This is a genomic window from Sphingomonas crocodyli, assembly GCF_004005865.1.
GTDB lineage: Bacteria > Pseudomonadota > Alphaproteobacteria > Sphingomonadales > Sphingomonadaceae > Rhizorhabdus > Rhizorhabdus crocodyli.
In genome coordinates, this window is record NZ_SACN01000001.1 from 1,198,741 (window position 1) to 1,221,850 (window position 23,110).

The 23,110-nt window shown below is 66.0% G+C and carries 31 protein-coding genes and 1 tRNA gene; 16 read left to right on the top strand and 16 right to left on the bottom strand.

The features are described 5' to 3' along the window. Genes EOD43_RS05570 through EOD43_RS05585 form a run of 4 tightly spaced genes read right to left on the bottom strand, consistent with a single transcriptional unit; the run spans position 1 to position 3,699 of the window. Positions 1-642, bottom strand: coding sequence for a CpaD family pilus assembly protein (locus EOD43_RS05570; RefSeq protein ID WP_240653093.1), 642 nt, complete (start codon positions 640-642; stop codon positions 1-3). Then, a complete protein-coding gene (locus EOD43_RS05575) occupies positions 642-2,177 on the bottom strand; it encodes a type II and III secretion system protein family protein (RefSeq protein WP_127741862.1) in 1,536 nt (511 codons plus the stop codon). The genes EOD43_RS05570 and EOD43_RS05575 overlap by 1 nt, the downstream gene beginning before the upstream one ends. Positions 2,178-2,184: 7 nt before the next feature. Continuing rightward, complete coding sequence (gene cpaB / locus EOD43_RS05580) at positions 2,185-3,177, bottom strand: Flp pilus assembly protein CpaB (protein ID WP_127741864.1); 993 nt, start codon at positions 3,175-3,177, stop codon at positions 2,185-2,187. A gap of 48 nt (positions 3,178-3,225) precedes the next feature. Then, positions 3,226-3,699 (bottom strand): A24 family peptidase, encoded by a 474-nt coding sequence (locus EOD43_RS05585; protein ID WP_127741866.1) that lies wholly within the window; start codon positions 3,697-3,699, stop codon positions 3,226-3,228. A gap of 49 nt (positions 3,700-3,748) precedes the next feature. On the opposite strand from EOD43_RS05585, the gene EOD43_RS05590 reads away from it, so the two are divergent. The 4 genes from EOD43_RS05590 (at position 3,749) to EOD43_RS05605 (ending at position 7,259) form a co-directional block, all read left to right on the top strand. Further along, positions 3,749-4,846, top strand: a complete 1,098-nt coding sequence (locus tag EOD43_RS05590) for an NAD(P)/FAD-dependent oxidoreductase (RefSeq protein ID WP_127741868.1) — start codon at positions 3,749-3,751, stop codon at positions 4,844-4,846. Between the two features lie 53 nt (positions 4,847-4,899). Then, positions 4,900-5,199 carry a hypothetical protein gene (locus EOD43_RS05595; protein WP_127741870.1) on the top strand — a complete coding sequence of 100 codons (300 nt, stop codon included), beginning with the start codon at positions 4,900-4,902 and terminating at the stop codon, positions 5,197-5,199. A gap of 105 nt (positions 5,200-5,304) precedes the next feature. Further along, positions 5,305-6,495, top strand: coding sequence for a cytochrome P450 (locus EOD43_RS05600; RefSeq protein ID WP_127741872.1), 1,191 nt, complete (start codon positions 5,305-5,307; stop codon positions 6,493-6,495). Positions 6,496-6,500: 5 nt separating this feature from the next. Then, positions 6,501-7,259 carry an SDR family NAD(P)-dependent oxidoreductase gene (locus tag EOD43_RS05605; protein WP_206363490.1) on the top strand — a complete coding sequence of 253 codons (759 nt, stop codon included), beginning with the start codon at positions 6,501-6,503 and terminating at the stop codon, positions 7,257-7,259. A 60-nt stretch (positions 7,260-7,319) separates the two neighbouring features. Here the strand turns inward: EOD43_RS05605 and EOD43_RS05610 are convergent. Together EOD43_RS05610 and cpdR are read right to left on the bottom strand one after the other, a co-directional pair. Then, positions 7,320-7,394 (bottom strand) — tRNA-Val (locus tag EOD43_RS05610). A gap of 58 nt (positions 7,395-7,452) precedes the next feature. Then, the gene (gene cpdR, locus EOD43_RS05615) at positions 7,453-7,830 is read right to left on the bottom strand and encodes a cell cycle two-component system response regulator CpdR (RefSeq protein WP_127741877.1); all 378 of its coding nucleotides are present in this window, start codon (positions 7,828-7,830) and stop codon (positions 7,453-7,455) included. Positions 7,831-7,958: 128 nt separating this feature from the next. Between cpdR and EOD43_RS05620 the strand changes: the two genes are divergently transcribed. Then, entirely contained in the window at positions 7,959-8,816 is an 858-nt protein-coding gene (locus EOD43_RS05620) for an N-formylglutamate amidohydrolase (protein ID WP_127741878.1), read from the top strand. Positions 8,817-8,822: 6 nt separating this feature from the next. On the opposite strand, the gene EOD43_RS05625 is transcribed toward EOD43_RS05620, so the two are convergent. From EOD43_RS05625 to EOD43_RS05635, 3 genes are all read right to left on the bottom strand, one after another. Continuing rightward, positions 8,823-9,188, bottom strand: coding sequence for a response regulator (locus EOD43_RS05625; protein WP_127741880.1), 366 nt, complete (start codon positions 9,186-9,188; stop codon positions 8,823-8,825). 493 nt (positions 9,189-9,681) lie between these two features. Then, positions 9,682-10,458, bottom strand: a complete 777-nt coding sequence (locus EOD43_RS05630) for a SapC family protein (RefSeq protein ID WP_127741882.1) — start codon at positions 10,456-10,458, stop codon at positions 9,682-9,684. 65 nt (positions 10,459-10,523) lie between these two features. Continuing rightward, positions 10,524-11,981 (bottom strand): FAD-binding oxidoreductase, encoded by a 1,458-nt coding sequence (locus EOD43_RS05635; protein WP_127741884.1) that lies wholly within the window; start codon positions 11,979-11,981, stop codon positions 10,524-10,526. Between the two features lie 147 nt (positions 11,982-12,128). Between EOD43_RS05635 and EOD43_RS05640 the strand changes: the two genes are divergently transcribed. From EOD43_RS05640 to EOD43_RS05650, 3 genes are all read left to right on the top strand, one after another. Further along, positions 12,129-12,506 (top strand): hypothetical protein, encoded by a 378-nt coding sequence (locus EOD43_RS05640; RefSeq protein WP_240653225.1) that lies wholly within the window; start codon positions 12,129-12,131, stop codon positions 12,504-12,506. Continuing rightward, positions 12,503-12,841 carry a gamma-glutamylcyclotransferase family protein gene (locus EOD43_RS05645; RefSeq protein ID WP_240653094.1) on the top strand — a complete coding sequence of 113 codons (339 nt, stop codon included), beginning with the start codon at positions 12,503-12,505 and terminating at the stop codon, positions 12,839-12,841. Before EOD43_RS05640 ends, EOD43_RS05645 begins: the two co-directional genes overlap by 4 nt. A 74-nt stretch (positions 12,842-12,915) precedes the next feature. Next, positions 12,916-13,182: a hypothetical protein gene (locus tag EOD43_RS05650; protein ID WP_127741888.1), complete on the top strand. Its 267-nt coding sequence runs from the start codon at positions 12,916-12,918 to the stop codon at positions 13,180-13,182. Between the two features lie 19 nt (positions 13,183-13,201). Here EOD43_RS05650 and ilvD read toward each other — a convergent pair whose 3' ends face one another. Beyond that, on the bottom strand, positions 13,202-15,055 hold the full coding sequence (gene ilvD, locus EOD43_RS05655) for a dihydroxy-acid dehydratase (protein WP_127741890.1): 1,854 nt from the start codon (positions 15,053-15,055) through the stop codon (positions 13,202-13,204). A gap of 259 nt (positions 15,056-15,314) precedes the next feature. Here ilvD and EOD43_RS05660 point away from each other — a divergent pair, with 259 nt between their 5' ends. The 5 genes from EOD43_RS05660 (at position 15,315) to EOD43_RS05680 (ending at position 18,006) form a co-directional block, all read left to right on the top strand. Next, on the top strand, positions 15,315-16,736 hold the full coding sequence (locus EOD43_RS05660; RefSeq protein ID WP_127741892.1) for a DEAD/DEAH box helicase: 1,422 nt from the start codon (positions 15,315-15,317) through the stop codon (positions 16,734-16,736). A 339-nt stretch (positions 16,737-17,075) separates the two neighbouring features. Continuing rightward, positions 17,076-17,270, top strand: coding sequence for a hypothetical protein (locus tag EOD43_RS05665; protein WP_127741894.1), 195 nt, complete (start codon positions 17,076-17,078; stop codon positions 17,268-17,270). 76 nt (positions 17,271-17,346) lie between these two features. After that, complete coding sequence (locus tag EOD43_RS05670; RefSeq protein WP_127741896.1) at positions 17,347-17,553, top strand: cold-shock protein; 207 nt, start codon at positions 17,347-17,349, stop codon at positions 17,551-17,553. Position 17,554: 1 nt separating this feature from the next. Beyond that, the gene (gene infA / locus EOD43_RS05675) at positions 17,555-17,815 is read left to right on the top strand and encodes a translation initiation factor IF-1 (RefSeq protein WP_127741898.1); all 261 of its coding nucleotides are present in this window, start codon (positions 17,555-17,557) and stop codon (positions 17,813-17,815) included. Continuing rightward, positions 17,812-18,006, top strand: coding sequence for a hypothetical protein (locus tag EOD43_RS05680; RefSeq protein ID WP_127741900.1), 195 nt, complete (start codon positions 17,812-17,814; stop codon positions 18,004-18,006). The genes infA and EOD43_RS05680 overlap by 4 nt, the downstream gene beginning before the upstream one ends. A gap of 26 nt (positions 18,007-18,032) precedes the next feature. Here the strand turns inward: EOD43_RS05680 and EOD43_RS05685 are convergent, their stop codons facing one another. Next, the gene (locus tag EOD43_RS05685) at positions 18,033-18,593 is read right to left on the bottom strand and encodes a hemerythrin domain-containing protein (protein ID WP_127741902.1); all 561 of its coding nucleotides are present in this window, start codon (positions 18,591-18,593) and stop codon (positions 18,033-18,035) included. 218 nt (positions 18,594-18,811) lie between these two features. On the opposite strand from EOD43_RS05685, the gene EOD43_RS05690 reads away from it, so the two are divergent. Further along, positions 18,812-19,726 carry a winged helix DNA-binding protein gene (locus EOD43_RS05690; protein WP_127741904.1) on the top strand — a complete coding sequence of 305 codons (915 nt, stop codon included), beginning with the start codon at positions 18,812-18,814 and terminating at the stop codon, positions 19,724-19,726. An 11-nt stretch (positions 19,727-19,737) separates the two neighbouring features. On the opposite strand, the gene EOD43_RS05695 is transcribed toward EOD43_RS05690, so the two are convergent. Together EOD43_RS05695 and EOD43_RS05700 are read right to left on the bottom strand one after the other, a co-directional pair. Next, a complete protein-coding gene (locus tag EOD43_RS05695) occupies positions 19,738-20,211 on the bottom strand; it encodes a hypothetical protein (protein ID WP_127741906.1) in 474 nt (157 codons plus the stop codon). Continuing rightward, a complete protein-coding gene (locus EOD43_RS05700; protein WP_127741908.1) occupies positions 20,208-20,501 on the bottom strand; it encodes a hypothetical protein in 294 nt (97 codons plus the stop codon). The genes EOD43_RS05695 and EOD43_RS05700 overlap by 4 nt, the downstream gene beginning before the upstream one ends. Positions 20,502-20,676: 175 nt before the next feature. On the opposite strand from EOD43_RS05700, the gene EOD43_RS05705 reads away from it, so the two are divergent. After that, a complete protein-coding gene (locus EOD43_RS05705; RefSeq protein ID WP_127741910.1) occupies positions 20,677-21,105 on the top strand; it encodes a hypothetical protein in 429 nt (142 codons plus the stop codon). Here EOD43_RS05705 and soxR read toward each other — a convergent pair whose 3' ends face one another. Then, positions 21,106-21,564 carry a redox-sensitive transcriptional activator SoxR gene (gene soxR, locus EOD43_RS05710; protein WP_127741912.1) on the bottom strand — a complete coding sequence of 153 codons (459 nt, stop codon included), beginning with the start codon at positions 21,562-21,564 and terminating at the stop codon, positions 21,106-21,108. It lies immediately after the preceding gene. Positions 21,565-21,654: 90 nt separating this feature from the next. On the opposite strand from soxR, the gene EOD43_RS05715 reads away from it, so the two are divergent. Then, positions 21,655-22,041 (top strand): DoxX family protein, encoded by a 387-nt coding sequence (locus EOD43_RS05715; RefSeq protein WP_127741914.1) that lies wholly within the window; start codon positions 21,655-21,657, stop codon positions 22,039-22,041. Here the strand turns inward: EOD43_RS05715 and EOD43_RS05720 are convergent. Together EOD43_RS05720 and EOD43_RS05725 are read right to left on the bottom strand one after the other, a co-directional pair. Further along, a complete protein-coding gene (locus EOD43_RS05720; RefSeq protein WP_127741916.1) occupies positions 22,038-22,379 on the bottom strand; it encodes a hypothetical protein in 342 nt (113 codons plus the stop codon). The two genes, EOD43_RS05715 and EOD43_RS05720, sit on opposite strands and share 4 nt — an antisense overlap. Further along, positions 22,376-23,041, bottom strand: coding sequence for a TetR/AcrR family transcriptional regulator (locus tag EOD43_RS05725; protein WP_127741918.1), 666 nt, complete (start codon positions 23,039-23,041; stop codon positions 22,376-22,378). Before EOD43_RS05725 ends, EOD43_RS05720 begins: the two co-directional genes overlap by 4 nt. Positions 23,042-23,110 lie beyond the last annotated feature (69 nt).

Genomic DNA, 23,110 nt, shown 5'->3' on the forward strand with positions numbered 1-23,110 from the left:
TCAATTGCCTCCCTTCGTCGATTCTTGCTTCAGCCCCTGCTTCGACGTCGGTTCGGACGCGCGCCATGCGCGGACCGCGCGGGTCGCGCCCTCGGCATTGTCGGCGCCCGAAGCTTCGGCCCCGCGCACCAGATCTTCCGGATTGGCGATCATCGCGGCGAGCGCGCTGTTGGTCGCGCAGCCATAGTTGGACGATGTCGAGGCGGTGAAATTGGGCTGCGACGGCTGGCTGTAATCGGGGCAGCCGGGGACGCTGGCGGTCGAACGGCTGACGACGATGCGCAGATAGCCGCCGGGGATCGCGCCTTCGGTCGCGGGCGCACCGCGGCTCATCAGCAGGCCGTAGCCGCCGACGATCTTCGCGACGTCGGCCGCAGCGCCGCTGCTGCCCGCCTGCGACGCATCCAGGCTGACGCGGTCGCCATAGCCGAGGTCGATCGCGCGGAACCACTGATCGACCTTGTCGGCCTGATCGGGGCTGAGCCCGGCGGCAGGTACGTCGAGCACATAGTCGGATCGCGAGACGACCGGCTGGTGGACCGAGTCCACCGTCCGGTTGAAGCGATCCGCCAGCGCGGGCGACAGCGGAAGCCCGATCAGGGCGAGGGAGAGGATGGCGCGATGCATCGTCTGATGTCCCATCAGTAGATCGAGAAGCCCGCATCGGGGATCGATGCGGTCTGGGTGGTGGACTTGGGCGCGGCCTTCGACACCGGACCCTGCGGAGCGGGGATGGTGCGGGCGGGCGCGGCCTGCGGCACGGCGGGCTTGGCGCCCGGCTTGCCGCTGAAGATCTGGCCGGCGATGATCGCTTCGCCATCGGTCGGCGCGCGCATCCCATCGGTCGGCAGCGCGATCTGCGAAGCGGAGACCGGGCGCACCAGATAGGGTGTGACGACGACCATCAATTCGGTCTCGTTGCGCTTGAAGCCGGTGGAACGGAACAGATTGCCCAGGATCGGCAGGTCGCCCAGGAACGGCGCCTTGTCGATCGTGTTGTTCGACGTGTTCGACAGCAGGCCGCCGATCACGAAGGCCTGGCCCGAACCGAGCTCGACCGTCGTTTCCATACGACGCGTGGTGATGCCGGGGATTTCTATCGAGCCGACCTTCACAGCACCGGCCGACGACAGCTGCGACACTTCGGGACGGACGCGCAGCGAGATGCGGCCGCCCGACAGCACCGTCGGGGTGAAGGACAGGCTGACGCCGTACTGCTTGAACTCGACCGAAACGGCGCCCAGACCCTGCGACAGCGGGATCGGGATTTCGCCGCCGGCCAGGAAGCTGGCAGTCTCGCCCGACATTGCGGTCAGGTTCGGCTCGGCAAGCGTGGTGAGCTGGCCGTCGGTTTCGGCAAGGTCGAGCGTGGCGAGCAGGTCCATGCCCAGCATATGCTTGGCGAAGCCCAGCGTGGTCGCGCCCACCGCATTGTTGAACTTATATTCGGTGCCGTTGGGCAGGCCGGTGACGGGATCGGTCGTCGTGGTGATCGTGCCCGCATCGCCGCGGCCCACGCCGAACAGGAAACCGCCCGACGTGTCCTGGCTCAGCAGGTTGACGCCCACCGACTTGGCGAAGGCGCGGTTCACCTCCGCGATCTTCACGCGCAGCTGAACCTGCAGCGGCGTGGCCGACTTGATCCGGTTGACGACCTGAACGCCGTCGCCGTCCTTGCCGGCGCCGACGAACTTTTCGACCAGCTTCTGCGCTTCCTCGACATCCGCCGGGGCTGCGACCGTGCCGGTGAGCAGGACGATGCCGTTCATCGTCGTCGCCTTGATGTCCGCATCGGGCATGGCGAGCTTGAGCATCGTTTCGACGTTGGTGATATTCTTGTCGACGCGCACCGTGGACGACCAGACGACCTTGCCGGTCGCGTCGGTCGCATAGACCACCGTCGAACCGCCGCCCTTGCCGAAGACGTAGAGCTGGCTACGCGAGCGCGCCTGCACATCGGCGACGGCGGGATCGGCGACGAACAGGTCGCTCATCGCCGCGGGCAGCTGCACAAGCTGGCCCTGGCCGATCGACAGCGTCATCACGTCGGTCGGCTTGGCCGTCAGCGCGTGACGGGTGACGCCGCTCGACGGGGTCGCGGCCGACGCGCCGTTGGTGGGCGCGAGGGCGAGACCCAGCAGGATCGCTCCGGTGATCAGAGGGGCGGTGTTACGCATACGCATCTCAATTCTCTCCCGCCGCCGTGGCCGAGCCGCGGCGGATGGTGACGATCGGCTTGGGCGCGCCACCACCCATCGGGGTGGCCAGCGGCGTGCCGCCGGCGACCTTCGCGGGCACCGAGCTGCGCTGGAAGCGCGAGACATCGGCGCCGACGGTGTAGGTCGGGTTGGTATCGATCGGGGTCGACGAAAGCTGGAGCATCAGCTGGCGTTCGGCGCGGGCGTCGGCGGGGGCCGAAACCTGGCCGTTGGCGATCGCATCCTCAAGCTGCGCCTTGTCGTCGGCGATCGAACGGAGCGACAGCGACAGCTGCCCCATCGTCTGCGCGACGGCGATCTTCTCGGCGATTTTCGGCGTCGCCTCCAGCGTGACGTTCGAATATTGCGCGACGACGGTCTTGCCGGCCTCGTCGACGGTCTTGTCGGTCTTTTGATCGGTGGCGAGGACGCGGATGTTGCGGATGATCGTCTCGGCCGCCTTCAGCGGCGGGCCATCGCCGCCGCCGGGCACTTCCTGCGCCAGCAGCAGATCGACCCGGTCGCCCGGAAACACGAAGCCCGCGACGCTCGACTGCGCCGACACGGCGACCGTCACGGCGCGCATGCCCGGCCCCAGTGCGGCGGCGAGGAAGCCACGATCGCCCGGCTTCACCAGCGAACCCTGCGTCACCGGCTGACCGGCGGTCACGGGGACGCGAACGACCGTGCCCGTCAGCGAGGCGATGTCGGATTCACCCTTCACATAATAATTCTTCGCGTCGACCAGATCGGCGGGCCAACGCTGATACCGGACGCTTTCCGGGCCGATGATCGTGCCGACCGGCAAAGCGCGCGATGCGACCAGCACTTCGGGGCCGGACGGCACGGGCGCGGCGGCGACGGCCGCAGGCGCGGCAACCGCTTCGGGTTCGCCCCCGAACATGCCGCGTGCGAAGAAGGCGGATACACCCGCCATCAACAGCGCCACGATCAGCAACAGCAATTTCCTAGCGTCCATCGTCGGAAAGCCTCGTCCTTGAGCGCAAACGTTCGCTCGATGTCGTCTTTATGCAGCGCGGATGGTTAACAACCCGTTTGCCATGACCCAGAAGCCGCCCAGCGCGATCGCGATGCCATAAGGCACCTCGGGCGGGGCTTCGTTCGGGCGGAAACGGGCACGGATGGCCAGGAAGCCGGCGATCAGGCCGCCGGCGATCGCGGTCACGAACAGCATCGGCAGGACCAGCGGCATCGGCAGCCAGAGCGCGAAGGCGCCCATCATCTTCACATCGCCGCCGCCCATGATGCGCAGCGCGAACAGCGTTGCGAACACCGCAAACAGACCGAAGGCCAGGATCACGCGCAGCCCGATATCGGGCCACAGCGGATAGCCGCCGACGAACCACCACACGATCGCAAGCAATGCGATCACGGCGTTCAGCTCGTTGCTGATGATCCGGCTGCGCAGATCGGTCCACGCCGCCATCAGCAGCAGGACCGACAAGACGGCCGCGAAAATATCGGATGCATCGGTAATCATGGTTAAGGAGAACTAGACGGAGGCGGTTACCAAACCGTAAGCGGGCCTTATGGACCTTAGTCTAAGCCGTGCCGAAATCCTGATCGTGGGTGCCGGAATCGCGGGCGCCAGTCTGGCGGCGGCGATCGGGAACGCCGCCCGCATCATCCTGATCGAGGGGGAGGATCAGCCGGGCTATCACAGCACCGGGCGATCGGCCGCCTTCTGGTCCGAAACCTATGGCGGGCCGGCGGTGCAGCCGCTGACCAGCGCGTCGCTCACCCCGTTGCAGGATGGCGGCTTCCTGAAACCGCGCGGTTGCCTGCATGTCGCGGGCACCGCCGAAGGGCGCGCGGCGCTGGACAGGCTGGCGGCGGAGTTTGCGGGAACGGGCGTGGTGCTGGAGCCGCTCGACCGCGCCGGTATCGAACGCTGGGTGCCCGGCGTGCGGGCGGAGCGCGACACCGGCCTTTACGAGCCAAGCTGCGCCGACATCGACGTCGCCGCGCTCCATGCCGACTGTCTGGGCAAGGCGCGGCGGGCCGGGGTGGAGATCGTGCGCTCGGCGCGGCTGCTGGGCGCGGCGCGCGAAGGCGGCGGCTGGGTGGTGGAGACGACCGCCGGGCGCTTCGCCGCCGACATCCTCGTCAACGCGGCGGGCGCCTGGGCCGATGACGTCGCGCGGCTGGCGGGCGTCGCCCCGATCGGCATCCAGCCCTATCGCCGCACCGTGATCCAGCTTGCGGTCGATCCGCCTGCGCCTGCCGATCTGCCGCTGGTCATGGATGCGGAGGAATTGTTCTACTTCAAGCCCGAGGCCGGCAAGCTCTGGCTCTCCCCGCATGACGAGACGGCGTGCGATCCGTGCGATGCGGCGCCGGAAGAACTCGACGTCGCGATCGCGATCGACCGGATGGAGCATGCGGTCGACTGGCGCATCCTGAAGCGCGAACATGCTTGGGCGGGCCTGCGCAGCTTCTCCCCCGATCGCGCGCCGGTTTATGGCTTCGACGCGAAGGCACCCGGCTTCTTCTGGTGCGCGGGGCAGGGCGGCTTCGGCATCCAGACCGCGCCCGCCGCCGCGGCGCTGGCGGCGGCGCTGCTGCTGGGGCGGGCGGTACCGGCGGGGCTCGATCCCGAACGCTACGTGCCGGGGCGTTTCGGCTGATGTTAGTGCGGACCTTCGCCACTATGTGGTGGGCGCTTATTCTAGGGAGCGCAGTGTACGCAAAGTCGTCATCGTCGATCGAAGCCGCGCAGCAGGTAATTTCCGCTAGGCACTACGCCCAGATATGTGGGGAGCTTCCTGAGGAGCAGGTTTTTCGCCTCGAGGCGGCGTTGTCAAAATTTTCGGCGGATGAACGGGCTACGTTGCGTGCCTACGAGGCCGACGAGTTAGATCAACTCGGCCAACTCCTCTTTACCTCGACCGTCTGCAGCTCTCGTAATCGAGCGAGTGCCCGCAAAGATTTTGCGGTGAAGTTGCGCGCGCTTGAACGGCTGCTGCGCTTTTCTCAATAGCAATCGCCGCCTGAAGCATCCGTCACCCCGGAAAGCCCGACTTCGCACTCCCGCCGCCGCCGGCCGCGCCATAGCTCAGCATCAACAGGCTGAGGGGATGCCGCGATGGCCGATTTCGATCCGCACGATCCGCGCTTCGTATCCGAAGGTGTGCCGTTCGATATTCTCGCGCGGATCCGGGCCGAGCAGCCGATCTACCGCACGCCCAAGGGCGCCTGGTATCTGTCGCGCTATGAAGATGTCAGCGCCGCGCTGACCGACGTCGATACGTTCCGTGCCGATCTCGGCCCGATCACCGGCATTCCCGCGGGCGTCGACGCGATCCCGGCCGAACAGCATTATCTGAGCGAGATCGAGGAGCCACGCCACAAGGCGATCCGCCGGCTGATCACCGCATCGATGTCCTCCGCGCGGCTGAAGGCAGTCGAACCCAAATTGCGCGAGGAATGCGACCGGCTGGTCGATGCGATGCTCGCAAAGCCCGTGGCCAATCTGCACGACGATTATGCGATGGCGATCCCGGCCTTCGCGATGTCGCGGATCATGGATCTCGACGATGCGGCGGCGGGCGAATTCATGCGCTGGTCCGAAGACGGCACGCTGATGCAGCGCCCGGTGACGCCGGGCGTGCCGCCGGAGGGGCCGTCGAGCCACGTTTTCTTCTCCGCCTATCTCGCGCATCAACGCGCGCTGGATCGGCCGTCGAACGACCTGATGGCGCTGCTGCTCGACGCGGTGATCGAGGGTGAGCCGCTGAGCGATGCGGAGATCGTCACCCAGCTGCACTTCATGATCCAGGCGGGGGTGCACACCACCCGGTCGCTGCTCGCGCACCTCGTCAACCGGCTGGTGCAGGATGCGGACATCTGGGCGGCGCTCGCGGCCGATCGGTCGCTCGTCGCCAACTTCGTCGAGGAATCGCTGCGCCGCGATTCGCCGGTTCAGCGCACCACGCGCCAATGCACCCGCGACACCGTCTTCGGCGGGGTCGCGATGGGGAAGGGCGAGTGGGTCGAAATGGGGATCGGTTCGGCCAATCATGACGAGCGGCTGATCGACGAAGGCGGGGCCTTCCGCCTCGACCGGCGCGAGCCGCGCAAGCATCTGGCCTTCGGCGCGGGATCGCATGTCTGCCCCGGCGCGGGCCTCGCGCGGATGGAGGCGCAGATCGCGGTCGAGACATTGCTCGACCGGCTGGACCGGCTCGAAACCGTCCCAGGAGAAACCTATCCGCCGCTGCCGGGGAGTCTCGGCCACCAGCCGATCCCGGCGCGGCTGATCACACGAAAAGGATAAGCAGGATGCGCAGACTGGAAGGCAAGGTGGCGATCGTGGCCGGCGGCGGCGGGATCGGCGGGGCGACCGCGTTGCGGCTGGCCGAAGAGGGGGCGGCGGTGATGATCGGCGACATCAACGCGGATTCGGCGCGCGCCACCGCCGATGCGATCGTCGCGGCCGGCGGGCGGGCGGCGTCGATGGCTTATGACGCATCCGACGACGCCTCGATCGCCGGCCTCGTAGATGCCACGGTGAAAGCATTCGGCCGGCTCGATTTCATGCACGCCAATGCCGCCGACATGAAGGCGATCCTCAGCGACACGAATGCGCTCGACATCCCGCTCGACATTTTCGACCGGACGATCGCGGTGAACCTGCGCGGCGCTTTGCTGTGCGCGCGCCACGCTTTGCCGCACCTGATCGCGAACAAGGGCGCCTATGTCGTCACCTCCTCCTCGGCCGGCCACATGGGCGAGCCGCAGCGCGTGGCCTATGCGATGACCAAGTCGGGCGTGAACGCGCTCGTCCGCCATATCGCGAGCCGCTGGGGCAAGGACGGGGTGCGCGCCAACGCGATCTGCCCCGGCATGGTGATGACCGATTATCACCTCGCCCACATGCCCGCCGAAAACCAAGCCGCCATGCTCGCCGCCCACCGATCCCCCCGCCTGGGCCGCGTGGAGGACATCGCCGCAATGGTGGCGATGCTGTTCTCCAAGGATGGCGAATGGATCAACGGGCAGGTGATGGCCGTGGACGGCGGCGCGTCGCTGCGGCCGTAAGCAGGCGCTATCGCAAGACGCAAAAAAGCCCGCCAAGTCGCTGACCTGGCGGGCTTTTAATGGTGGGCGTGGCAAGGATTGAACTTGCGACCCCTGCGATGTCAACACAGTGCTCTACCACTGAGCTACACGCCCAACGCCGGCGTCTCTAGCGGGGTGATCCGCCCCGCGCAAGACCGAACGTAACATAATTTCAGAGGTCGGCGGCGGTGCCTACCTGGAACATGCGATCGACCTCGAGAACCAGGTCGCGCAGGTGGAACGGCTTCGACAAAACCTTGGCATCGGGCGGGGTCTGGCCGTTCTTGAGCGCGACCGCGGCGAAGCCGGTGATGAACATGACGCGCATGTCGGGCGCCAGCACGCTCGCGCGCTGGGCCAGTTCGATGCCGTCCATTTCGGGCATCACGATGTCGGTCAGCAGCAGATCGAAGCGCTGATTCTCAAGCAGCGGCAGCGCGGCGGTGCCGCGATCGACGGTCGTTACGCTGTAGCCGGTCTTTTCGAGCGCGCGCGAAAGATATTCGCGCATCGAATCGTCGTCCTCGGCCAAAAGAATTCGGATCGTCATGCCAGTCCGCCTGAAGCCTGCGTCAATAACGCCGCCAACGCGCTTATGCTGCAAGCTCTTAACAAAATCCATCGCACGCCGCAAAAGATGCACGCAGACGTTTGTAACAGTGGAGTCGCAATCAGGGCATGGACGTGCCGTTCACGATCGAGGCGGGATCGCCGGGGGGGCACCCCGTGGTCGTCGCGGTGCCGCACGCGGGGCGCGTCTATCCGCAGACCCTGCTCGCCACCGCGCGGGTGAGCGAGGATACGCTCGCAGGGCTTGAGGATCGGCTGGCCGACAAAATTGCGGACGGCGCGCGCGGCACCGGCGCGACCCTGATCGTCGCGCGGCTGGCGCGGGCGATGCTCGATCTGAACCGCGATCCGCGCGAGATCGATCCGGAAATGATCCTCGGCCCGATCGCGATCGATCCGCTGCCGCCGACCCCCAAGCTGCGCGCCGGGCTGGGCCTGTTTCCGCGCCGCCTGCCGCATGTTGGCGAATTGTGGCGGGGGCGCCTGCCGGCCGACGAGGCGCTGGGCCGGATCGCGACGATCCACATGCCCTATCATCGCGCGATCGCCGAGGCGCTGGGCGCGGCGCGGACGCAATATGGCGCGGCGCTGCTGCTCGATTGCCATTCGATGCCCGCGCTCCCCCCCAGCTATGGGCGCACGCCTGCGCGGATCGTGGTGGGCGATTTGCACGGGAGTGCTGCCGATATCGGCCTGATCGATCTGGTGATGGAGACGGTTGCGGAGACCGGCCTGCCCGCGATCCGCAACGCGCCTTATGCGGGCGGCCATGCGCTGCGCCGCCATGCCAATCCGCGCGGCGGCATCCACGCGATCCAGATCGAGTTCGACCGCACGCTCTACCTCGACGGGGCGGGCGCGATCATTCCGCAGGGGCTGGCCGAATGCCGCGCCCTGTTTGGCGAGATCACCGCGCGGCTGGCGGATCGCCTGCGCGACGCCGCCTTGCCGATGGCGGCGGAATAGCTGCCCTTATCGGCCGCGAAACAGGCCGCTATTGGCGAAGCCGGCCTTCAGTTCGTCGAGCGTGAACGGCTTCAACAGGCGGGGCGCGTCCTGGAAGCTTTGCGGTTCGCCTTCATTGGCCAGCCCGCTCATCACCATGAAGGGTATGCCCTTGCTGGCCAAGAGATTGCCGATCGGGAAGGATGCTTCGCCCTTCAGCCACACGTCGATCAGCGCCGCATCGAAATGCTGGGTGGAAACGAGATCTATCGCCTCGGCCAGCGTCTTCACCGGCCCCACGATTTCGGCGCGCAATTCGTGCAGCATCTCCTGCACGGCGAAGGCGATGATAGGCTGATCCTCGACGATCAGGATGCGCAGGTCTTTGAGCATTCGCTCCCTCGAAACAGGACCATCAATGTAAACTAATGCACATTAGTTTACATGGAGTGATTTGGATCACCGTGTTTTGAAGCAGCGCCCGCCCCGCAGCATTCGATCTGCGTTGGACAAGAAAAAACCACCTCGCGCAAGCGCGAGGTGGCCAAGGTTCAGGGAGGAGCGCATCCAAGGAGGATGCGCAGTGCGCCGCCGCGAAAGGGGGGCACGGCACCGCACAACAACAAGATAGGAAGGGTATATTGCCTTTTCAAGGCATTCTCGCGTGTAGGGAAATTTCCCTAGAGCGCGGAAAAATGATCATCGATTCAGATGGTTAATTGGCGCAGCGAAACGAGCCCCGAAAAATATCGGCGCTTCATGCTGATATCGATGTCAGTGACGGCGGCGACTCAGCCCGGTCGTTTCGCTGCGGTAGCGACGATGCGGGGGCGCGGCGCGATCGTCACCCCGGCGCTGTCGCCGGGGTGACTTCAAGGCGTTTGGATTAGGACGGCAGGACGAGTTCGGGCTGCGGAACCTTGCCCTGTTCCTGCTGCAGGCCGAACAGCACCTGCATCAGCTGCAGCGAGAAGAGGTGGGCGTAGATCAGCGGCATCACGCCGGTCTGCACCAGCTTGCGCACCACATCGCCGCGCAGTTCGAGCACGCGCTCTTCCGACACGATCTGGAAACCGCGATAGACGAAGGGCGCGCTGCCATCGGGCAGCTGGATCGTCGCTTCGCCATCGATCAGCAGCTTGTTGTTGATCAGCTCGTTCATGAAGAAACCCGACTGGGCGCCCGCCTGTTCGAACTTTTCGCAGAATTCCAGCGTGCCCTTGATCACGTCGCTGGGCTGGCCATCGACGAAGATCGGATCGCCTTCATCGAACGCGCCGAGCACGCCCGACGAAGGATCGAAGCAGAGCGACAGCTCGTCCGAATCGGGGCGCAGGCGCGCCAGCAGGAACGGATAGCGGCGGACGTAAGCCGGGATGTACATCTCGCGGTTCGGCTGGCCATTTTCATCGACGAAGACGTTGACGCCCTCGTTCAGGCCCATGAGCGCGAGCGGCACGGGATTGTCGCCGGCCGAAAAGACGATCGGGTGGAAACGCTGCGCCGAGATGAATTCCTCGACCGTCAGCGGCACGGCATGCGCCTGCGCGAAGAAGCTCGCCGAACCGATGTTGCGCGCCTTCCAATCGGCATGATCCAGGCTCGAGAGCGGCTGAAGATCCTTGTAGAACAGCGGAAGGCCCTGGGCGGGTGCGCTCGCCATGATGTGATACACTCCTGAAGACGTCTGGTGGAGCCGACACACCGCCCCCACGATGGGCCGAGGCTCTATGGCGTGGGCGCGCGCGACGCAAGCGGAAGGAGCTTGCCGGGGTTCATCAGCCCCAAAGGATCGATCGCCTGCTTGATCGCGGTCATCGTTGCCAGCCGCACCGGATCGGCGAGGCGGACGAACTCGGCCAGCTTGGCCTGCCCGATGCCATGTTCGGCGGAAAGGGTGCCGCCGCGCGCCGCGACGCGATCATGGACGAAGGCGCTGACTTCGGGGCCTTTTTCGGCCATCCACGCCCCCCGATCCACGCCGTGGGGCGGCAGGATGTTGAAGTGGATATTGCCGTCGCCCAGATGGCCGAAGGCGATGATGCGGCATCCGGGGAAGGCGGCCTCGACCGCGGCCTCCTCCTCGATCAGGAAAGCGGGCATCGCGGTGACGGGCACGGCGATGTCGTGCTTGGCCGAAGCCCCGTCGATCCGCTCGGCCTCCGAAATCGATTCGCGAAGCGCCCACAGCGCCTCGGCCTGCGCCTCGCTGGCGGCGATCGTCGCATCCTCGACCAGCTCGGCCTCGATCGCGGCGGCAAGCGCGGATTCGAGCAGAGCGGCGGGATCGGCGCCGCCTTCGGCCCCCGTCACCTCGATCAGGGCATTCCAGGCGTGCGGACCGGTGAGCGGCGCGCGGGTGCCCGGAATGTTGGCGAGGACGAGATCGAGCGCGCGGGCGGGGACCAGTTCGAAGCTTTCGACCGCCTCACCCGTCGCCTCCTCCAGCCGGCGCAGCAGGGTGAGCGCGGCCTGCGGATCGGGCAGGCCGACCCAGCCGACCGCCCGCGCGGCAGGCTGGGGCACGAGGCGCAGGCTGGCGGCGGTGACGATGCCCAGCGTCCCTTCGGCGCCCGCGAGCAATTGGCGCAGATCGTAACCGCGATTGTCCTTCCTCAGTGTTTCCAGCCCGTGGAAGATCGATCCGTCGGGCAACACCGCCTCGATCCCCAGCAGCAGGTTGCGCATCGTGCCGAAGCGCAGAACCTGCGTGCCGCCCGCATTGGTCGACACCAGGCCACCGATCGTCGCCGATCCCTTGGCCGCGAGCGACAACGGGAAACGGCGGCCGATCGCGGTGGCGGCGTCGTGCAGGTTGGACAGGATCACACCCGCTTCGGCGATCACGGCATTATCCTCGGCCGAAATCGCGCGGATGCGGTTCATCCGGCGGGTGGAGACGAGCAGCGCCGATCCGTCCACCGGCGGGGTCGCGCCCGCCACGGTGCCGGTATTGCCCCCCTGCGGCACCAGCGGCACGCGCGCCTCGGCCGCGAGTTTCACGATCGCCGCAACCTGTTCGGCATTGGCGGGAGAGAGCAAGGCGGCGCTCGCCCCGCGATACCGGCCGCGCCAGTCGCTCAGCCAGGGATCGATATCGGCAGGGTCCGCGGTGAAGCCTTGCGGCCCCAATATGTCGGCCAGCCGGGCGAGCAATGCGGGCGTCGGTCCACAGATTTCGGGCATGTGCAAAACTTTATGCAGCTTTCCGCTTTTTTGCCAGTTAATCCAGCGTTCAACCAAGCTGCCGAAGGGACATAGCGGCGGGGTAAAAGGCTGGCACGTTTGCGAATCGCGGGGACGACAGGGTTGGTTGCGTTGGCGGGCGCCGTGATGGCGCCGGTCTCGCCGACGCCTGCGCAACAGGAATTCGCGCAGGTCACGATCCAGCAGACCCTGATCATCAAACGCCGCGCCACCGCGCAGAAGCCGCTCAAGTGGAAAGAGAAGAAGGGGCCGAAATGCGTCGCCCTGTCGCAGATCGCGGGCGCCGCGGTGGTGACGGACGACGCGATCGACCTCGTCACCAAAAGCGGCGATCGGCTGCGCGCGCGCTTCTCCTCCAATTGCCCCGCGCTCGATTATTATTCGGGCTTCTACATGAAGCCGACCCACGACGGCCGCATCTGTTCGGATCGCGACGTCATCCGCACCCGTTCGGGCGCGCAGTGCGAGATCGATCGCTTCCGCAAGCTGGTGCCCAAGGATTGATCGCGGACGTCGACTGCCGCCTCGCCGTGTACGGCACGCTGGCGCCGGGCCGCGCCAATCATCACGAACTCGCCGATCTGCGTGGAACCTGGCGCGGGGGGATCGTGCGTGGGCGGCTGGTGCAAAAGGGCTGGGGCGCCGATTTCGGCTATCCCGCGCTGATCCTCGATCCCGCCGGGGATGCTGTGCCCGTCCACCTGCTCGACTCCGCAGACCTTCCCGCACACTGGGCGCGGCTCGATGATTTCGAAGGCGATGGCTATGCCCGCGTCGTCGCATCGATCGAAACCGACACTGGCGCGACGACCGCGTGGATCTACGTCAGCGCGGATTGATCGCCCCGCCGGAACGGAGCCGCCATTCCGCCGTTTCCCGCACACCGGGGGCGTGTTGGTGGTAGGAGATTGCCATGCGTGATCTGGCTTCGGGTGCCGAGATTCAGGCGATGGTGCAGGCCCGCGTCGATGCGGATGAGGCGGTGCAGGCGGCGAGCGACCGCAAGATCATCATTCCCATGCCAAAGCCGACCGCGAGCGAGAGTGCGACCGGCTGCAACTGGACGATCCACTATCTCGGCCAGTTTCCGGGCTGCGAGACGCGGATCGACGATATCGTCGAGATCGTCCAGAACGAGGTGAACCTCGCCCCGCCGAGCCTGCTGGGCGTCGCCGTCTGAGCGACGACGCCCGATAAGGTCAGTCCTTTTCGACCTGGCTCACGTCGCGCACCGCGCCCTTGGCGGCGTTGGTGGTGAGCGCGGCATAGGCCCGCAGCGCCGGCGAGACGTTGCGCTTGCGGCCGAACGGCTTCCACGCCTTCTTGCCGCGCGCTTCCATGTCGGCGTGCCGGGCGGCGAGCACCGCGTCGTCGACGTCGAGCTTGATGACGCGGTTCGGGATGTCGATCACGATCGGATCGCCGGTTTCGACCAGAGCGATCAGCCCGCCTTCGGCCGCCTCGGGCGAGACATGGCCGATCGACAGGCCGGACGTGCCGCCCGAAAAGCGTCCGTCGGTGATCAGCGCGCAGGCTTTGCCGAGGCCCTTCGACTTCAGATAGCTGGTCGGATAGAGCATTTCCTGCATGCCCGGCCCGCCCTTCGGCCCTTCGTAGCGGATCACCACCACGTCGCCGGCCTTCACTTCGTTGCCCAGGATGCCCGCGACCGATGCGTCCTGGCTTTCGTAGACGCGCGCGGTGCCGTTGAACTTCAGGATGCTCTCATCGACGCCCGCGGTCTTCACGATGCAGCCTTCGGGGGCGAGGTTGCCGAACAGGACGGCGAGGCCGCCATCCTTCGAGAAGGGGTGCTCGGCGCTGCGGATCACGCCCGTCTCGCGATCGGTGTCGAGCTCCTTCCAGCGGTTGCTGGTGCTGAACGCCACCGTGGTGCGCACGCCGCCCGGCGCGGCCTTGTAGAATTCCTGCACGCTCTCGCTGTTGGTGCGGCTGATGTCCCAGCGGTTGATGGCGTCGGCCATCGTCGGCGCGTGGACGGTGGGCAGGCTGGTGTCGAGCAGGCCGGCGCGCTCCAGCTGGCCCAGGATCGCCATGATGCCGCCGGCGCGGTGGACGTCTTCCATATGGACGTCCTGCTTGGCGGGCGCGACCTTGCACAGGCACGGCACACGGCGCGACAGCCGGTCGATATCGGCCATCGTGAAGGCGACTTCGCCTTCATAAGCGGCGGCGAGCAGGTGGAGGACCGTGTTGGTCGATCCGCCCATCGCGATGTCGAGGCTCATCGCATTTTCGAACGCGGCGAAGCTGGCGATGCTGCGGGGCAGGGCGGAGGCGTCCTCCTGCTCATACCAGCGGCGCGCGAGATCGACGATCGTGTGCCCTGCCTCGCGGAACAGCTTCTCGCGATCGGCATGGGTGGCGAGGACCGAACCGTTGCCGGGCAGCGAGAGGCCCAGCGCTTCGGTGAGGCAGTTCATCGAATTGGCGGTGAACATGCCCGAACAGCTGCCGCAGGTGGGGCAGGCCGATCGTTCGATGACCTTCACCTCTTCGTCGGTATAGCTTTCGTCGGCGGCGGCGACCATCGCGTCGACCAGATCGAGCGCGATCGTCTGGCCATGAATGTCGGCCTTGCCGGCCTCCATCGGCCCGCCCGACACGAAGATGGCGGGGATGTTGAGCCGCATCGCCGCCATCAGCATGCCCGGCGTGATCTTGTCGCAGTTGGAGATGCACACCATCGCGTCGGCGGTGTGCGCGTTGACCATATATTCGACGCTGTCGGCGATCAGATCGCGGCTGGGCAGCGAATAGAGCATGCCGTCATGCCCCATCGCGATCCCGTCATCGACCGCGATCGTGTTGAACTCCTTGGCGACGCCGCCCGCCGCCTCGATCTCGCGCGCGACAAGCTGGCCCAGATCCTTCAGGTGGACGTGGCCGGGCACGAATTGCGTGAACGAATTGACGACCGCGATGATCGGCTTGCCGAAATCCTCGTCCTTCATGCCGGTGGCGCGCCACAGCCCGCGCGCGCCGGCCATGTTGCGGCCGTGGGTGCTGGTGCGGGAACGATAATGCGGCATGGAACGGTCCTTGATACAATCTTGCGTGCGGCGGGCGCGTGTCTGCGGCGCTCCTACTGCGTCCGCCTTCGAATGGAAATATAATGTGGATAGGGGGCGGGTTCATCCCACCGCGGCAAATTCCGTGCTGACCGCCTGTCGGACACCGCGTAAAATGGCCGCCGAACAGCCCTGTAAGCCTTGACAAATCGGGCCTTCGCGCCCAAGCGCAGCGGCGCTTTGATGCGGTGCGCCGTACCGCCTATTTCCGGAACCCTGAATGTCCTTCGCCGATCTCGGCCTTTCCGACGAACTTCTCCGCGCCGTCGAGGAGTCTGGCTATACCGAGCCGACCCCGATTCAGGCGCAGGCGATCCCGCCCGTCCTGATGATGAAGGATCTGATCGGGATCGCCCAGACGGGCACCGGCAAGACCGCCAGTTTCGTCCTGCCGATGATCGACATCCTGGCGCACGGCCGCACCCGCGCGCGCATGCCGCGATCGCTGATCCTCGAGCCGACGCGCGAACTCGCCGCGCAGGTTGCCGAGAATTTCGAGAAATACGGCAAGTATCACAAGCTCAACATGGCGCTGCTGATCGGCGGCGTGAACATGAGCGATCAGGTCGCCGCGCTTGAAAAGGGCGTCGACGTGCTGATCGCGACGCCGGGCCGCCTGATGGACCTGTTCGGCCGCGGCAAGATCATGCTCAACGGCTGTTCGCTGCTGGTGATCGACGAAGCCGATCGCATGCTCGACATGGGCTTCATCCCGGACATCGAGGAAATCTGCACCAAGCTGCCCGCGCAGCGGCAGACGCTTCTCTTCTCCGCGACGATGCCCGCGCCGATCAAGAAGCTGGCCGACAAATTCCTGACCAACCCCAAGCAGATCGAGGTTTCGCGCCCCGCGTCGAAGAATCTCGCGATCGAGCAGCGGCTGGTCGAAACGTCGAGCCGGGGCAAGCGCGAGACGCTGCGCGGTCTGCTCAACGCGGATGACGTGAACACCGCGATCATCTTTTCGAACCGCAAGACGACGGTGCGCGAACTGGCGCAGAGCCTGGCTCGCCACGGCTTCAAGGCGGGGCAGATCCACGGCGACATGGAGCAGCCCGAACGTCTGCGTGAACTCGAACGGTTCAAGGCGGGCGAGATCAATATCCTCGTCGCGTCCGATGTCGCGGCGCGCGGTCTGGACATCAAGGGCGTCAGCCACGTCTTCAACTTCGACGTGCCGTGGCATCCGGACGATTATGTCCACCGCATCGGCCGTACCGGTCGCGGCGGCGCGACGGGCAAGGCGTTTACGCTCGTCACCCCGGATGACGCCGAGGCGATCGAGGCGATCGAGAAGCTGACCGGTGGGGCGATCGAGCGGATCGGGCGCGCGCCGGCCGACACGCACGAGGAGCCGGCGGCCGAAGCGCCGCGTGGCCGCGGCCGCAAGCCGCGCGGTGGTGCCCGTGACGATAAGCGTGAAGACAAGCGCGAGGAGAAGAAGGCCGAAGCGCCCCAGGCTCCGCGCGAACCGCGTCCTCCCCGCGAAGCACAGGCGCCGCGCGAAGATCGCCGCCCGCGCCGCGACGACGATCGCCGCGGCCGTGGCCGCCGCGACGAATTCGCCGATGATGGTCCCGACGATGGCTGGAACGGCCCGATGCCAAGCTTCCTCGACATCGGCTTCGGCACCCGCGGATAACAAGAATGCGTCACCCCGGACTTGATCCGGGGTCCCGCTTCTTCTTCCTGCTTCGGTTTAAAGCGGGCCCCCGGGTCAAGCCCGGGGTGACGGCGTATATGTGGCGAGGTTACTGCCCGGAAAAGGCGCATCCGGCTCAGGAAATTAGGCATTTGGGATCGGACGTGCTATGGACGCGGCATCGTCGGCATCCATCCAGTGAGCCACCGACGGCTGAGAGACATAGGCGCTCCCGCTTGCAAGCCAGGGAGCCCCTTATGGGCATCGATCATCTTCCCCATCGCCAGCCGATAGAGACGCCGCGCGTCGCCCGGATCGTCGGCTGATCGCGCGGTTACGATGAGCAGCACGAGCGACTTCTATCTGGCGCGCGCCGCCGAATGCGCGCGCGAGGCCGAACGCACCCAACTCGAGAATGTCCGCGAACGGCATCTGCGCGCCGAAAGCGCGTGGCGCGCACTGGCCGAACAGTTGCTCTACGCCGATCGCCTGCGCGAGGCGCGCGAAGCCGAGAAAACCGCCAGCGTCGGTTGATCCGGCGCGGCTTCCTCCAGCCTTACCGCGCGATCGGGTTCGATCGCGCCATCCCTATTTCGAAAGGAACGACTTCATGATCACCGGCATCGTCAAATTCTTCAATGCCGACAAGGGCTATGGCTTCATCGCGCCCGACGAAGGCGGCGCGGACGCATTCGTCCACATCACCGCGGTCGAGCGCGCGGGCATGCGCACCCTCGAAAAGGAACAGCGCGTCCAGTACGAACTCGAAACCGGCCGCAACGGCAAGGTCTCCGCGGTCAACCTGCAGGACGCCTGATTTGGCGAAGGAAGAACTGCTGGTCCTGGAAGGCCAGATCGACGAAATCCTGCCCGATGGCCGTTTCGGCGTGATGCTGGAAAACGACCATCGGATCATCGCCTATACCGCCGGGAAGATGCGCAAATTTCGCATCCGATCGGTCGTCGGCGATCGGGTTCATGTCGAAATGACGCCTTATGATCTGAGCAAGGGGCGCATCATCTTCCGCGAACGGACGCCGGGCGCCGGCCCCGGCCCGCGTGGAGGCCACCGCCGATGAACATCATCGAACGCGCCTATCAACTCGCGCAATCGGGCGATTGCGTCAGCATGGTCGAAATCGAGCGCGCACTGTCGCGCGAAGGCTTCGCCAACGTCCTCGCGCATATGAGCGGACCGAGCCTGCGCAAGGATCTGACGCGCATGTGCCGCGAGGCCGCGGCCGAGCGGAAATCGAGCGCGGCGGGTTAGGGCGGGCGGTCGGCGATGGAGCGGGGTCAGACCCGCTCCACCTCGTCGGCCACCGCATCGCACGTCTTGCCGGTCTCGCCCGTCTCGGCGATCTGATCGTAGAGTTCGGCCTGCCGCGCGCGCAATTCCTCGCCCAGCGCGTCGAGATCGACCTTACCCTTTTCGTGCGCTTCCTTGGCGTCCTCGAACAGATCCTCGTCCTCCTCGTCGATATGGTGGACGGTCTCCTCGCCCAGCACATGGACCTTGGACGCGAACAATTCCTCGGTGCCGTCCAGCTGCTCCAGTTCAGCGCAGATGCGCTTCCCCGATTGATGTTCGACAATGCCCTCGTCGACCTCGTCGGCGCCGATCACGGGCTTGAGTGCGGGATAGAGGATCTCCTCCTCGATCGTCATGTGCACCGACAGGCGCATGCACAATTCGCGCGCGATCTGAAGCAGCCGATCCTCGCCAGCATGGTTCGCCTCGTCGAACAGACGGCGGAAGATGTGATGTTCTTCCTTGAGGACGCGCAGGGCATGCGGGTCGTCCTTGGCGATCACATGTTTGCCCTGCTCGTTGCGCGGCGCATATTTTCCGGACATTCGTCGCACTCCTCTCTTCGCCTGATATCCGGCAAAGAACGAGACTCGGCGCACGGATGTTCCGAAGCGGGACAGTCCGTGGCAACCGGCCGGCAACTTCCTCCATTTTCGAGCAATCGGGCTGACATGTCCGATATGGCTGCTATTCTGGAACGAAAGCCGAACAGGGATGTCAGTACGGATCGGGGGCGATCCGCTGGCTTCGGCGGAGAAGAAGCATGGCCGATTGGGATGATTCGCCGACCGTTCTGATATTTGGCGACAGCGACGCCGGCATCGCCGCCGCGACGCGCAGCGCCACGCATGCAGGCGCGCGCGTCGCCGCCGCTTTGCCGATCGCGGCGGCGATCGACCGGCTCAATATCCAGGTGTCGACCGATCTGGTCGTCGTCGATGTCACCGCCGATCATGGCGACGCGCTCGATCGCCTGCTCGACCGGCTCGATGCCGAGGCGGAGATGGGCCACCATGCCAGCGTCGTCACGGTCGCGCCGGCCCTGATCGATCTGGCGGCGGCGCGGATCAAACAGCCGGGCGTCGCTCTGCTCGCGACCCCGCAACCGGCCGAACGCGCGCTGGCGGTGGCCGAAATGCTCGCGCGGCCGCGCACCGTGCTGCACGACGTCAAATCGGACGGCGGGCAGGCGCGGCTCCAGAAATTGAGCGAGGAGGTGGGCCGCATCGCGCGCACCCTCGCGCGGCTGTCGGACGAGGTGCAGCCGACGGGTGTGCGCGAACGCGCCTCGCCGCCGCCGATCCCGGCGGAGGATGGCGCGACGATCGAACCGGCCGATGCCCCTGCGATCCGCGCGATGATCCGCGCCCGCCGCCTGCGCGATCAGTTTTTCGGCAACGAACTGTTCGCCGATCCCGCGTGGGACATGCTGCTCGATCTCACCGCATCGCGGATCGAACAGCGCCCGGTCGCCGTCTCCAGCCTGTGCATCGCCTCCGCCGTCCCCGCGACGACCGCGCTGCGCTGGATCCGCCAGCTGACCGACGCGGGCCTCTTCAAACGCATCGCCGACCCCCTCGACGGCCGCCGCGTCTTCATCGAACTCACCGACCGCGCGGCACAGGGCATGCGCGGCTACCTGACGGCGGCGGCGCGGCTGGGGACGGTGGTGGTTTAGGGGGGCGGTACTTAGACCACAGGCTCGCTGCCGTCCCCGAGATGCAGCTTCCCGTCTCGAACGCTGAACCAGCGTGATGGACCGCTTCGTCGGTCCACCAAGTGCCATTTGGGCTGCCCGTCTGTGGTTGAGAAAGACAGAAAACGAGTGCCGCGATCGTTGGTGATCACGATCTCGGGTAACGCGCCGAACAACTCACATCGGGCAATGCGTGTGTTTCGCAGCGTATCGAAGGCTGGCTCCCAAAGGTCTTCTTCACTCCAGCTTCCGCATCGGATCGCGTTCTCGTCCTCGATGCGCCAACTCCATTCGACGGCTAACGAGACATCGCCTTCAGGATGACCCGGCGACCCAACCCGATTGAGGAGAGGATGCAATTCGCCGCACTCTACGAAAAGTGCAGAGCCGTAGCCGCGCCAGATATAGCTGATCGGCAGGCCGATGAGCGAAAGAGAGAGGCTTTCGAACGCTTCGGATGGTGTCATGGATGCACGTTCGACCGGCCAAGGGTTCGCACGATGTTGGCAAGCAGAAGCCGACCGTCGATTTCCGTAGTCCAGCACCACACATTGTCCAAGCCATCTAGCGGCGTTGGGGGCTCGTCTTCGTCGAATGCGGCATCGGCAATGATCTCGGCCCGGTCGCCCATCGGGCGGCTATGCCGAAGCGACTTTCCCCATTCCATCAAAGCATGATGGGCATTGAGTGCCTGAACCTGCGAGGCATAAGTGCCACCTTCGAACTCGCAAATGAATGTGAAGAGATGATCGGTCATTAGCGCATGCTAATCTTCGTCTCCGGTCTGCGCTATTGCCCAATCAGGCTCCAATCCACCTCCTAAAATCACTCATGCCTTATCCATTGGTGGAGGTTCGCCCCGTTCCGCGCCGCCGGTCCACCAATCCTTAGGGAGACGGAGGCACCGCCGGGTGAAGTTGAGGGACTTCGCCATGCAGACTGCCAGCGTTCACACATCGCCGGATCCATCCGCTCTATCTTCGCGGGGTGTTCTCACCATCGCGGTCGATCGGGTGCAGAACCTGATCAAGGTGGTCGGCCGGGGATTCTGGTCGGTCGAACATGTCGCGGCGCATATCCGTGAGTTCGAGGCGGTGTTGATCGAGGCGCGGCGCAGCGGGCAGCCGTCACGCACCCTGGTCGACCTGCGCGATGCGCCGGTGCAGGCGCCCGAAGTCGCCGGCATGCTCCACACCGCGATGTGCCGCATGTATCGCCCGCCCGAACGCGCCGCGATCATCGTCGCCTCCAGCCTGGTAAAGATGCAGATGAAGCGCGGCTTCAACCCGGCGACCCACGGCGTCTTCACGTCGGAAACGGCGGCGGAGCTGTGGCTCAACGCCTATCACCGGGCCTGTTGATCAAAGCGATTTCGCAGGCGGCCGCATCAATATGCGTGGCCCCGCGCCTTGCCCGGCCAGCCGGTCCTCCGGGTTGCGTAGCGGGCAATCGGTGAGCGAGAGGCAGCCGCAGCCGATGCAACTGTCGACCTCGTCGCGCAGGCGGCGCAGCGTTTCGATCCGCGCGTCGATCAACGCGCGCCACGGCTCGGCCAGGCGGTGCCAGTCCTGCGCGGAAAGCACGCGATCGGTGGGGATCGTGGCGAAGAAATCCTTGATCGTGCGCAGCGACAGGCCGACCCGCTGCGACACCTGGATCAACGCGACGTAGCGCAGGACGGCGCGTTCGTAGCGCCGCTGGTTGCCCGCGGTGCGCCAGCCGTGGATCAGCCCCTCCGCCTCGTAAAAGTGGATCGTCGATACGGGCACGCCGCTGCGTTTCGCCACATCGCCCACCGTCAGCGCGGTTTTGACCGCCATCGCGATTGTCCTTGACCTCAACCTTGGTTGAGGTTCTATGAAGCCGTCGGACCCCGGCGGCAAGCGCCGCGCACAAGCCAAGGAGCCGACATGATCTTTCCCCGCACGCCCCGATCCCTGCTGCGCGCTCTGCTGATCGCGGGGTTGATCGCCTTCTTCCTGGTCGGCGGGATCGCGAACCTGTTCCCGCCCGCATCGGTGCGCGCCGATTATGCGCGCTGGGGCTATCCGGCGGGCTTCCATTATCTGACCGGCACGATCGAGCTGACCGCCGCGATGCTGCTCGTCCCGCTGCGCACCCGCGATCTGGGGCGCGTGCTGGCGGCGCTCGCGATGGCGGGCGCGATCGCGACCCTGCTGGTCGCCGGCGAATGGAGCCACGCCATCGCTCCTGCAACCCTGATCGCCGCCCTCGCGCTCAGCCGCTACCTGGACGAAAAAGCGCGCGAGGCACGCTGGGAAGGGAAGGTGTTTTAAGGGGCGGCGCGGCCACCCAATGCGCTGTCGTTCGCGACGTCCCTACAGCCTTGCCCCTTCTCGACACGAAGCCATGTGTGGACATAGCCGCTGACATATCCCCACCGGGCGCGCGAGCCGTCACGGCATGTGATTTCGATCGTCCCGTCATGCTGTGGAACGGCGTAGAAAAGGCCGAACGGTAAGACGTGGAGAGGCTGGGCGGGTGGGCCTCCGCTCGTAATGGCTGCGGACGCAACCTGCCCGGACCTGTCGAAGACGATTGCCGAACCCATGATCCAGAACGCCGCGCCGACGATCAGCGCGATCAGCGCCGCGCCTGACGCTCGCCACATCATTCGGTGGCATCCCCCAACCGCGCCGCCATCCCCGCGATGCAGGTCTCGATCGCGAAGTCGAGCTGGGCGTCGCCATAGGTGTCTATGCCGCCTTCGGTGATGCGCGCCAGATTGGGGAAGGCGGCCTCGCCGTGGCTGGAAAGGCTGCCGAGCAGCAGGTTGATGCGCGTGTTGGCCGGGTTGGTGCGGCTGGTTTCGGCGTCGCGGGCGAAGGCGTGGCAGATGTTGGTGAGCAAGGCGAGACTGCGCACCGCCGCCGCATCATCGAAGCCCGCATCTGTCAGCTTGAGCAGCAGCGCCTCGGTCGTCGCGAGGAAGCGGCCGGCGAGCGCGTGGTGCGGGGGCAGGTGGCGCGCGTGCGATCCGGTGACGATCACCGCCTGCGCATAGCCGCGGCCATAGATGCGGCACGCCTCCCGCCAGTCGGCATGCGCAGCGATCTCGACCCCCGAAAAGCTGCTGGCAAAACTTTCCTGCGCGATCAGGCCGAGCAGGGTTTCGCGATCGCCGACATGATAGTTGAGCGCCTTGCGATCGACGCCCAGCACGTCCGCCACCGCCTGCATCGACAGCGCGTCGGGCGCGATCTCGCGCGCCGCCGTGATGATCCGCGCGAGATCGAGCCCCGCCCTGTTCCCCGGTGATCGCCGCGCCGCCGCCATATCCGCCCATCCGTTTCCCAGGGTTGACCTATCGCCCCGTCCGCATCGATAAGGCAAGTATATTCCCGA

Excerpts from the sequence above, each read along its gene's own strand:
- EOD43_RS05575 (WP_127741862.1), bottom strand. The coding sequence starts at position 2,177 with ATGCGTAACACCGCCCCTCTGATCACCGGAGCGATCCTGCTGGGTCTC.
- EOD43_RS05605 (WP_206363490.1), top strand. The coding sequence starts at position 6,501 with ATGCGCAGACTGGAAGGCAAGGTGGCGATCGTGGCCGGCGGCGGCGGG.
- cpaB (WP_127741864.1), bottom strand. The coding sequence starts at position 3,177 with ATGGACGCTAGGAAATTGCTGTTGCTGATCGTGGCGCTGTTGATGGCG.
- EOD43_RS05680 (WP_127741900.1), top strand. The coding sequence starts at position 17,812 with ATGAACATCATCGAACGCGCCTATCAACTCGCGCAATCGGGCGATTGC.
- EOD43_RS05670 (WP_127741896.1), top strand. The coding sequence starts at position 17,347 with ATGATCACCGGCATCGTCAAATTCTTCAATGCCGACAAGGGCTATGGC.
- EOD43_RS05630 (WP_127741882.1), bottom strand. The coding sequence starts at position 10,458 with ATGGCGAGCGCACCCGCCCAGGGCCTTCCGCTGTTCTACAAGGATCTT.
- EOD43_RS05650 (WP_127741888.1), top strand. The coding sequence starts at position 12,916 with ATGCGTGATCTGGCTTCGGGTGCCGAGATTCAGGCGATGGTGCAGGCC.
- EOD43_RS05685 (WP_127741902.1), bottom strand. The coding sequence starts at position 18,593 with ATGTCCGGAAAATATGCGCCGCGCAACGAGCAGGGCAAACATGTGATC.
- EOD43_RS05600 (WP_127741872.1), top strand. The coding sequence starts at position 5,305 with ATGGCCGATTTCGATCCGCACGATCCGCGCTTCGTATCCGAAGGTGTG.
- EOD43_RS05725 (WP_127741918.1), bottom strand. The coding sequence starts at position 23,041 with ATGGCGGCGGCGCGGCGATCACCGGGGAACAGGGCGGGGCTCGATCTC.
- EOD43_RS05720 (WP_127741916.1), bottom strand. The coding sequence starts at position 22,379 with ATGATGTGGCGAGCGTCAGGCGCGGCGCTGATCGCGCTGATCGTCGGC.
- ilvD (WP_127741890.1), bottom strand. The coding sequence starts at position 15,055 with ATGCCGCATTATCGTTCCCGCACCAGCACCCACGGCCGCAACATGGCC.
- EOD43_RS05695 (WP_127741906.1), bottom strand. The coding sequence starts at position 20,211 with ATGACACCATCCGAAGCGTTCGAAAGCCTCTCTCTTTCGCTCATCGGC.
- cpdR (WP_127741877.1), bottom strand. The coding sequence starts at position 7,830 with ATGACGATCCGAATTCTTTTGGCCGAGGACGACGATTCGATGCGCGAA.
- EOD43_RS05620 (WP_127741878.1), top strand. The coding sequence starts at position 7,959 with ATGGACGTGCCGTTCACGATCGAGGCGGGATCGCCGGGGGGGCACCCC.
- EOD43_RS05570 (WP_240653093.1), bottom strand. The coding sequence starts at position 642 with ATGGGACATCAGACGATGCATCGCGCCATCCTCTCCCTCGCCCTGATC.
- soxR (WP_127741912.1), bottom strand. The coding sequence starts at position 21,564 with ATGGCGGTCAAAACCGCGCTGACGGTGGGCGATGTGGCGAAACGCAGC.
- EOD43_RS05715 (WP_127741914.1), top strand. The coding sequence starts at position 21,655 with ATGATCTTTCCCCGCACGCCCCGATCCCTGCTGCGCGCTCTGCTGATC.
- EOD43_RS05700 (WP_127741908.1), bottom strand. The coding sequence starts at position 20,501 with ATGACCGATCATCTCTTCACATTCATTTGCGAGTTCGAAGGTGGCACT.
- EOD43_RS05640 (WP_240653225.1), top strand. The coding sequence starts at position 12,129 with ATGGCGCCGGTCTCGCCGACGCCTGCGCAACAGGAATTCGCGCAGGTC.
- EOD43_RS05635 (WP_127741884.1), bottom strand. The coding sequence starts at position 11,981 with ATGCCCGAAATCTGTGGACCGACGCCCGCATTGCTCGCCCGGCTGGCC.
- EOD43_RS05590 (WP_127741868.1), top strand. The coding sequence starts at position 3,749 with ATGGACCTTAGTCTAAGCCGTGCCGAAATCCTGATCGTGGGTGCCGGA.
- EOD43_RS05665 (WP_127741894.1), top strand. The coding sequence starts at position 17,076 with ATGAGCAGCACGAGCGACTTCTATCTGGCGCGCGCCGCCGAATGCGCG.
- EOD43_RS05625 (WP_127741880.1), bottom strand. The coding sequence starts at position 9,188 with ATGCTCAAAGACCTGCGCATCCTGATCGTCGAGGATCAGCCTATCATC.
- EOD43_RS05585 (WP_127741866.1), bottom strand. The coding sequence starts at position 3,699 with ATGATTACCGATGCATCCGATATTTTCGCGGCCGTCTTGTCGGTCCTG.
- EOD43_RS05705 (WP_127741910.1), top strand. The coding sequence starts at position 20,677 with ATGCAGACTGCCAGCGTTCACACATCGCCGGATCCATCCGCTCTATCT.
- EOD43_RS05660 (WP_127741892.1), top strand. The coding sequence starts at position 15,315 with ATGTCCTTCGCCGATCTCGGCCTTTCCGACGAACTTCTCCGCGCCGTC.
- EOD43_RS05690 (WP_127741904.1), top strand. The coding sequence starts at position 18,812 with ATGGCCGATTGGGATGATTCGCCGACCGTTCTGATATTTGGCGACAGC.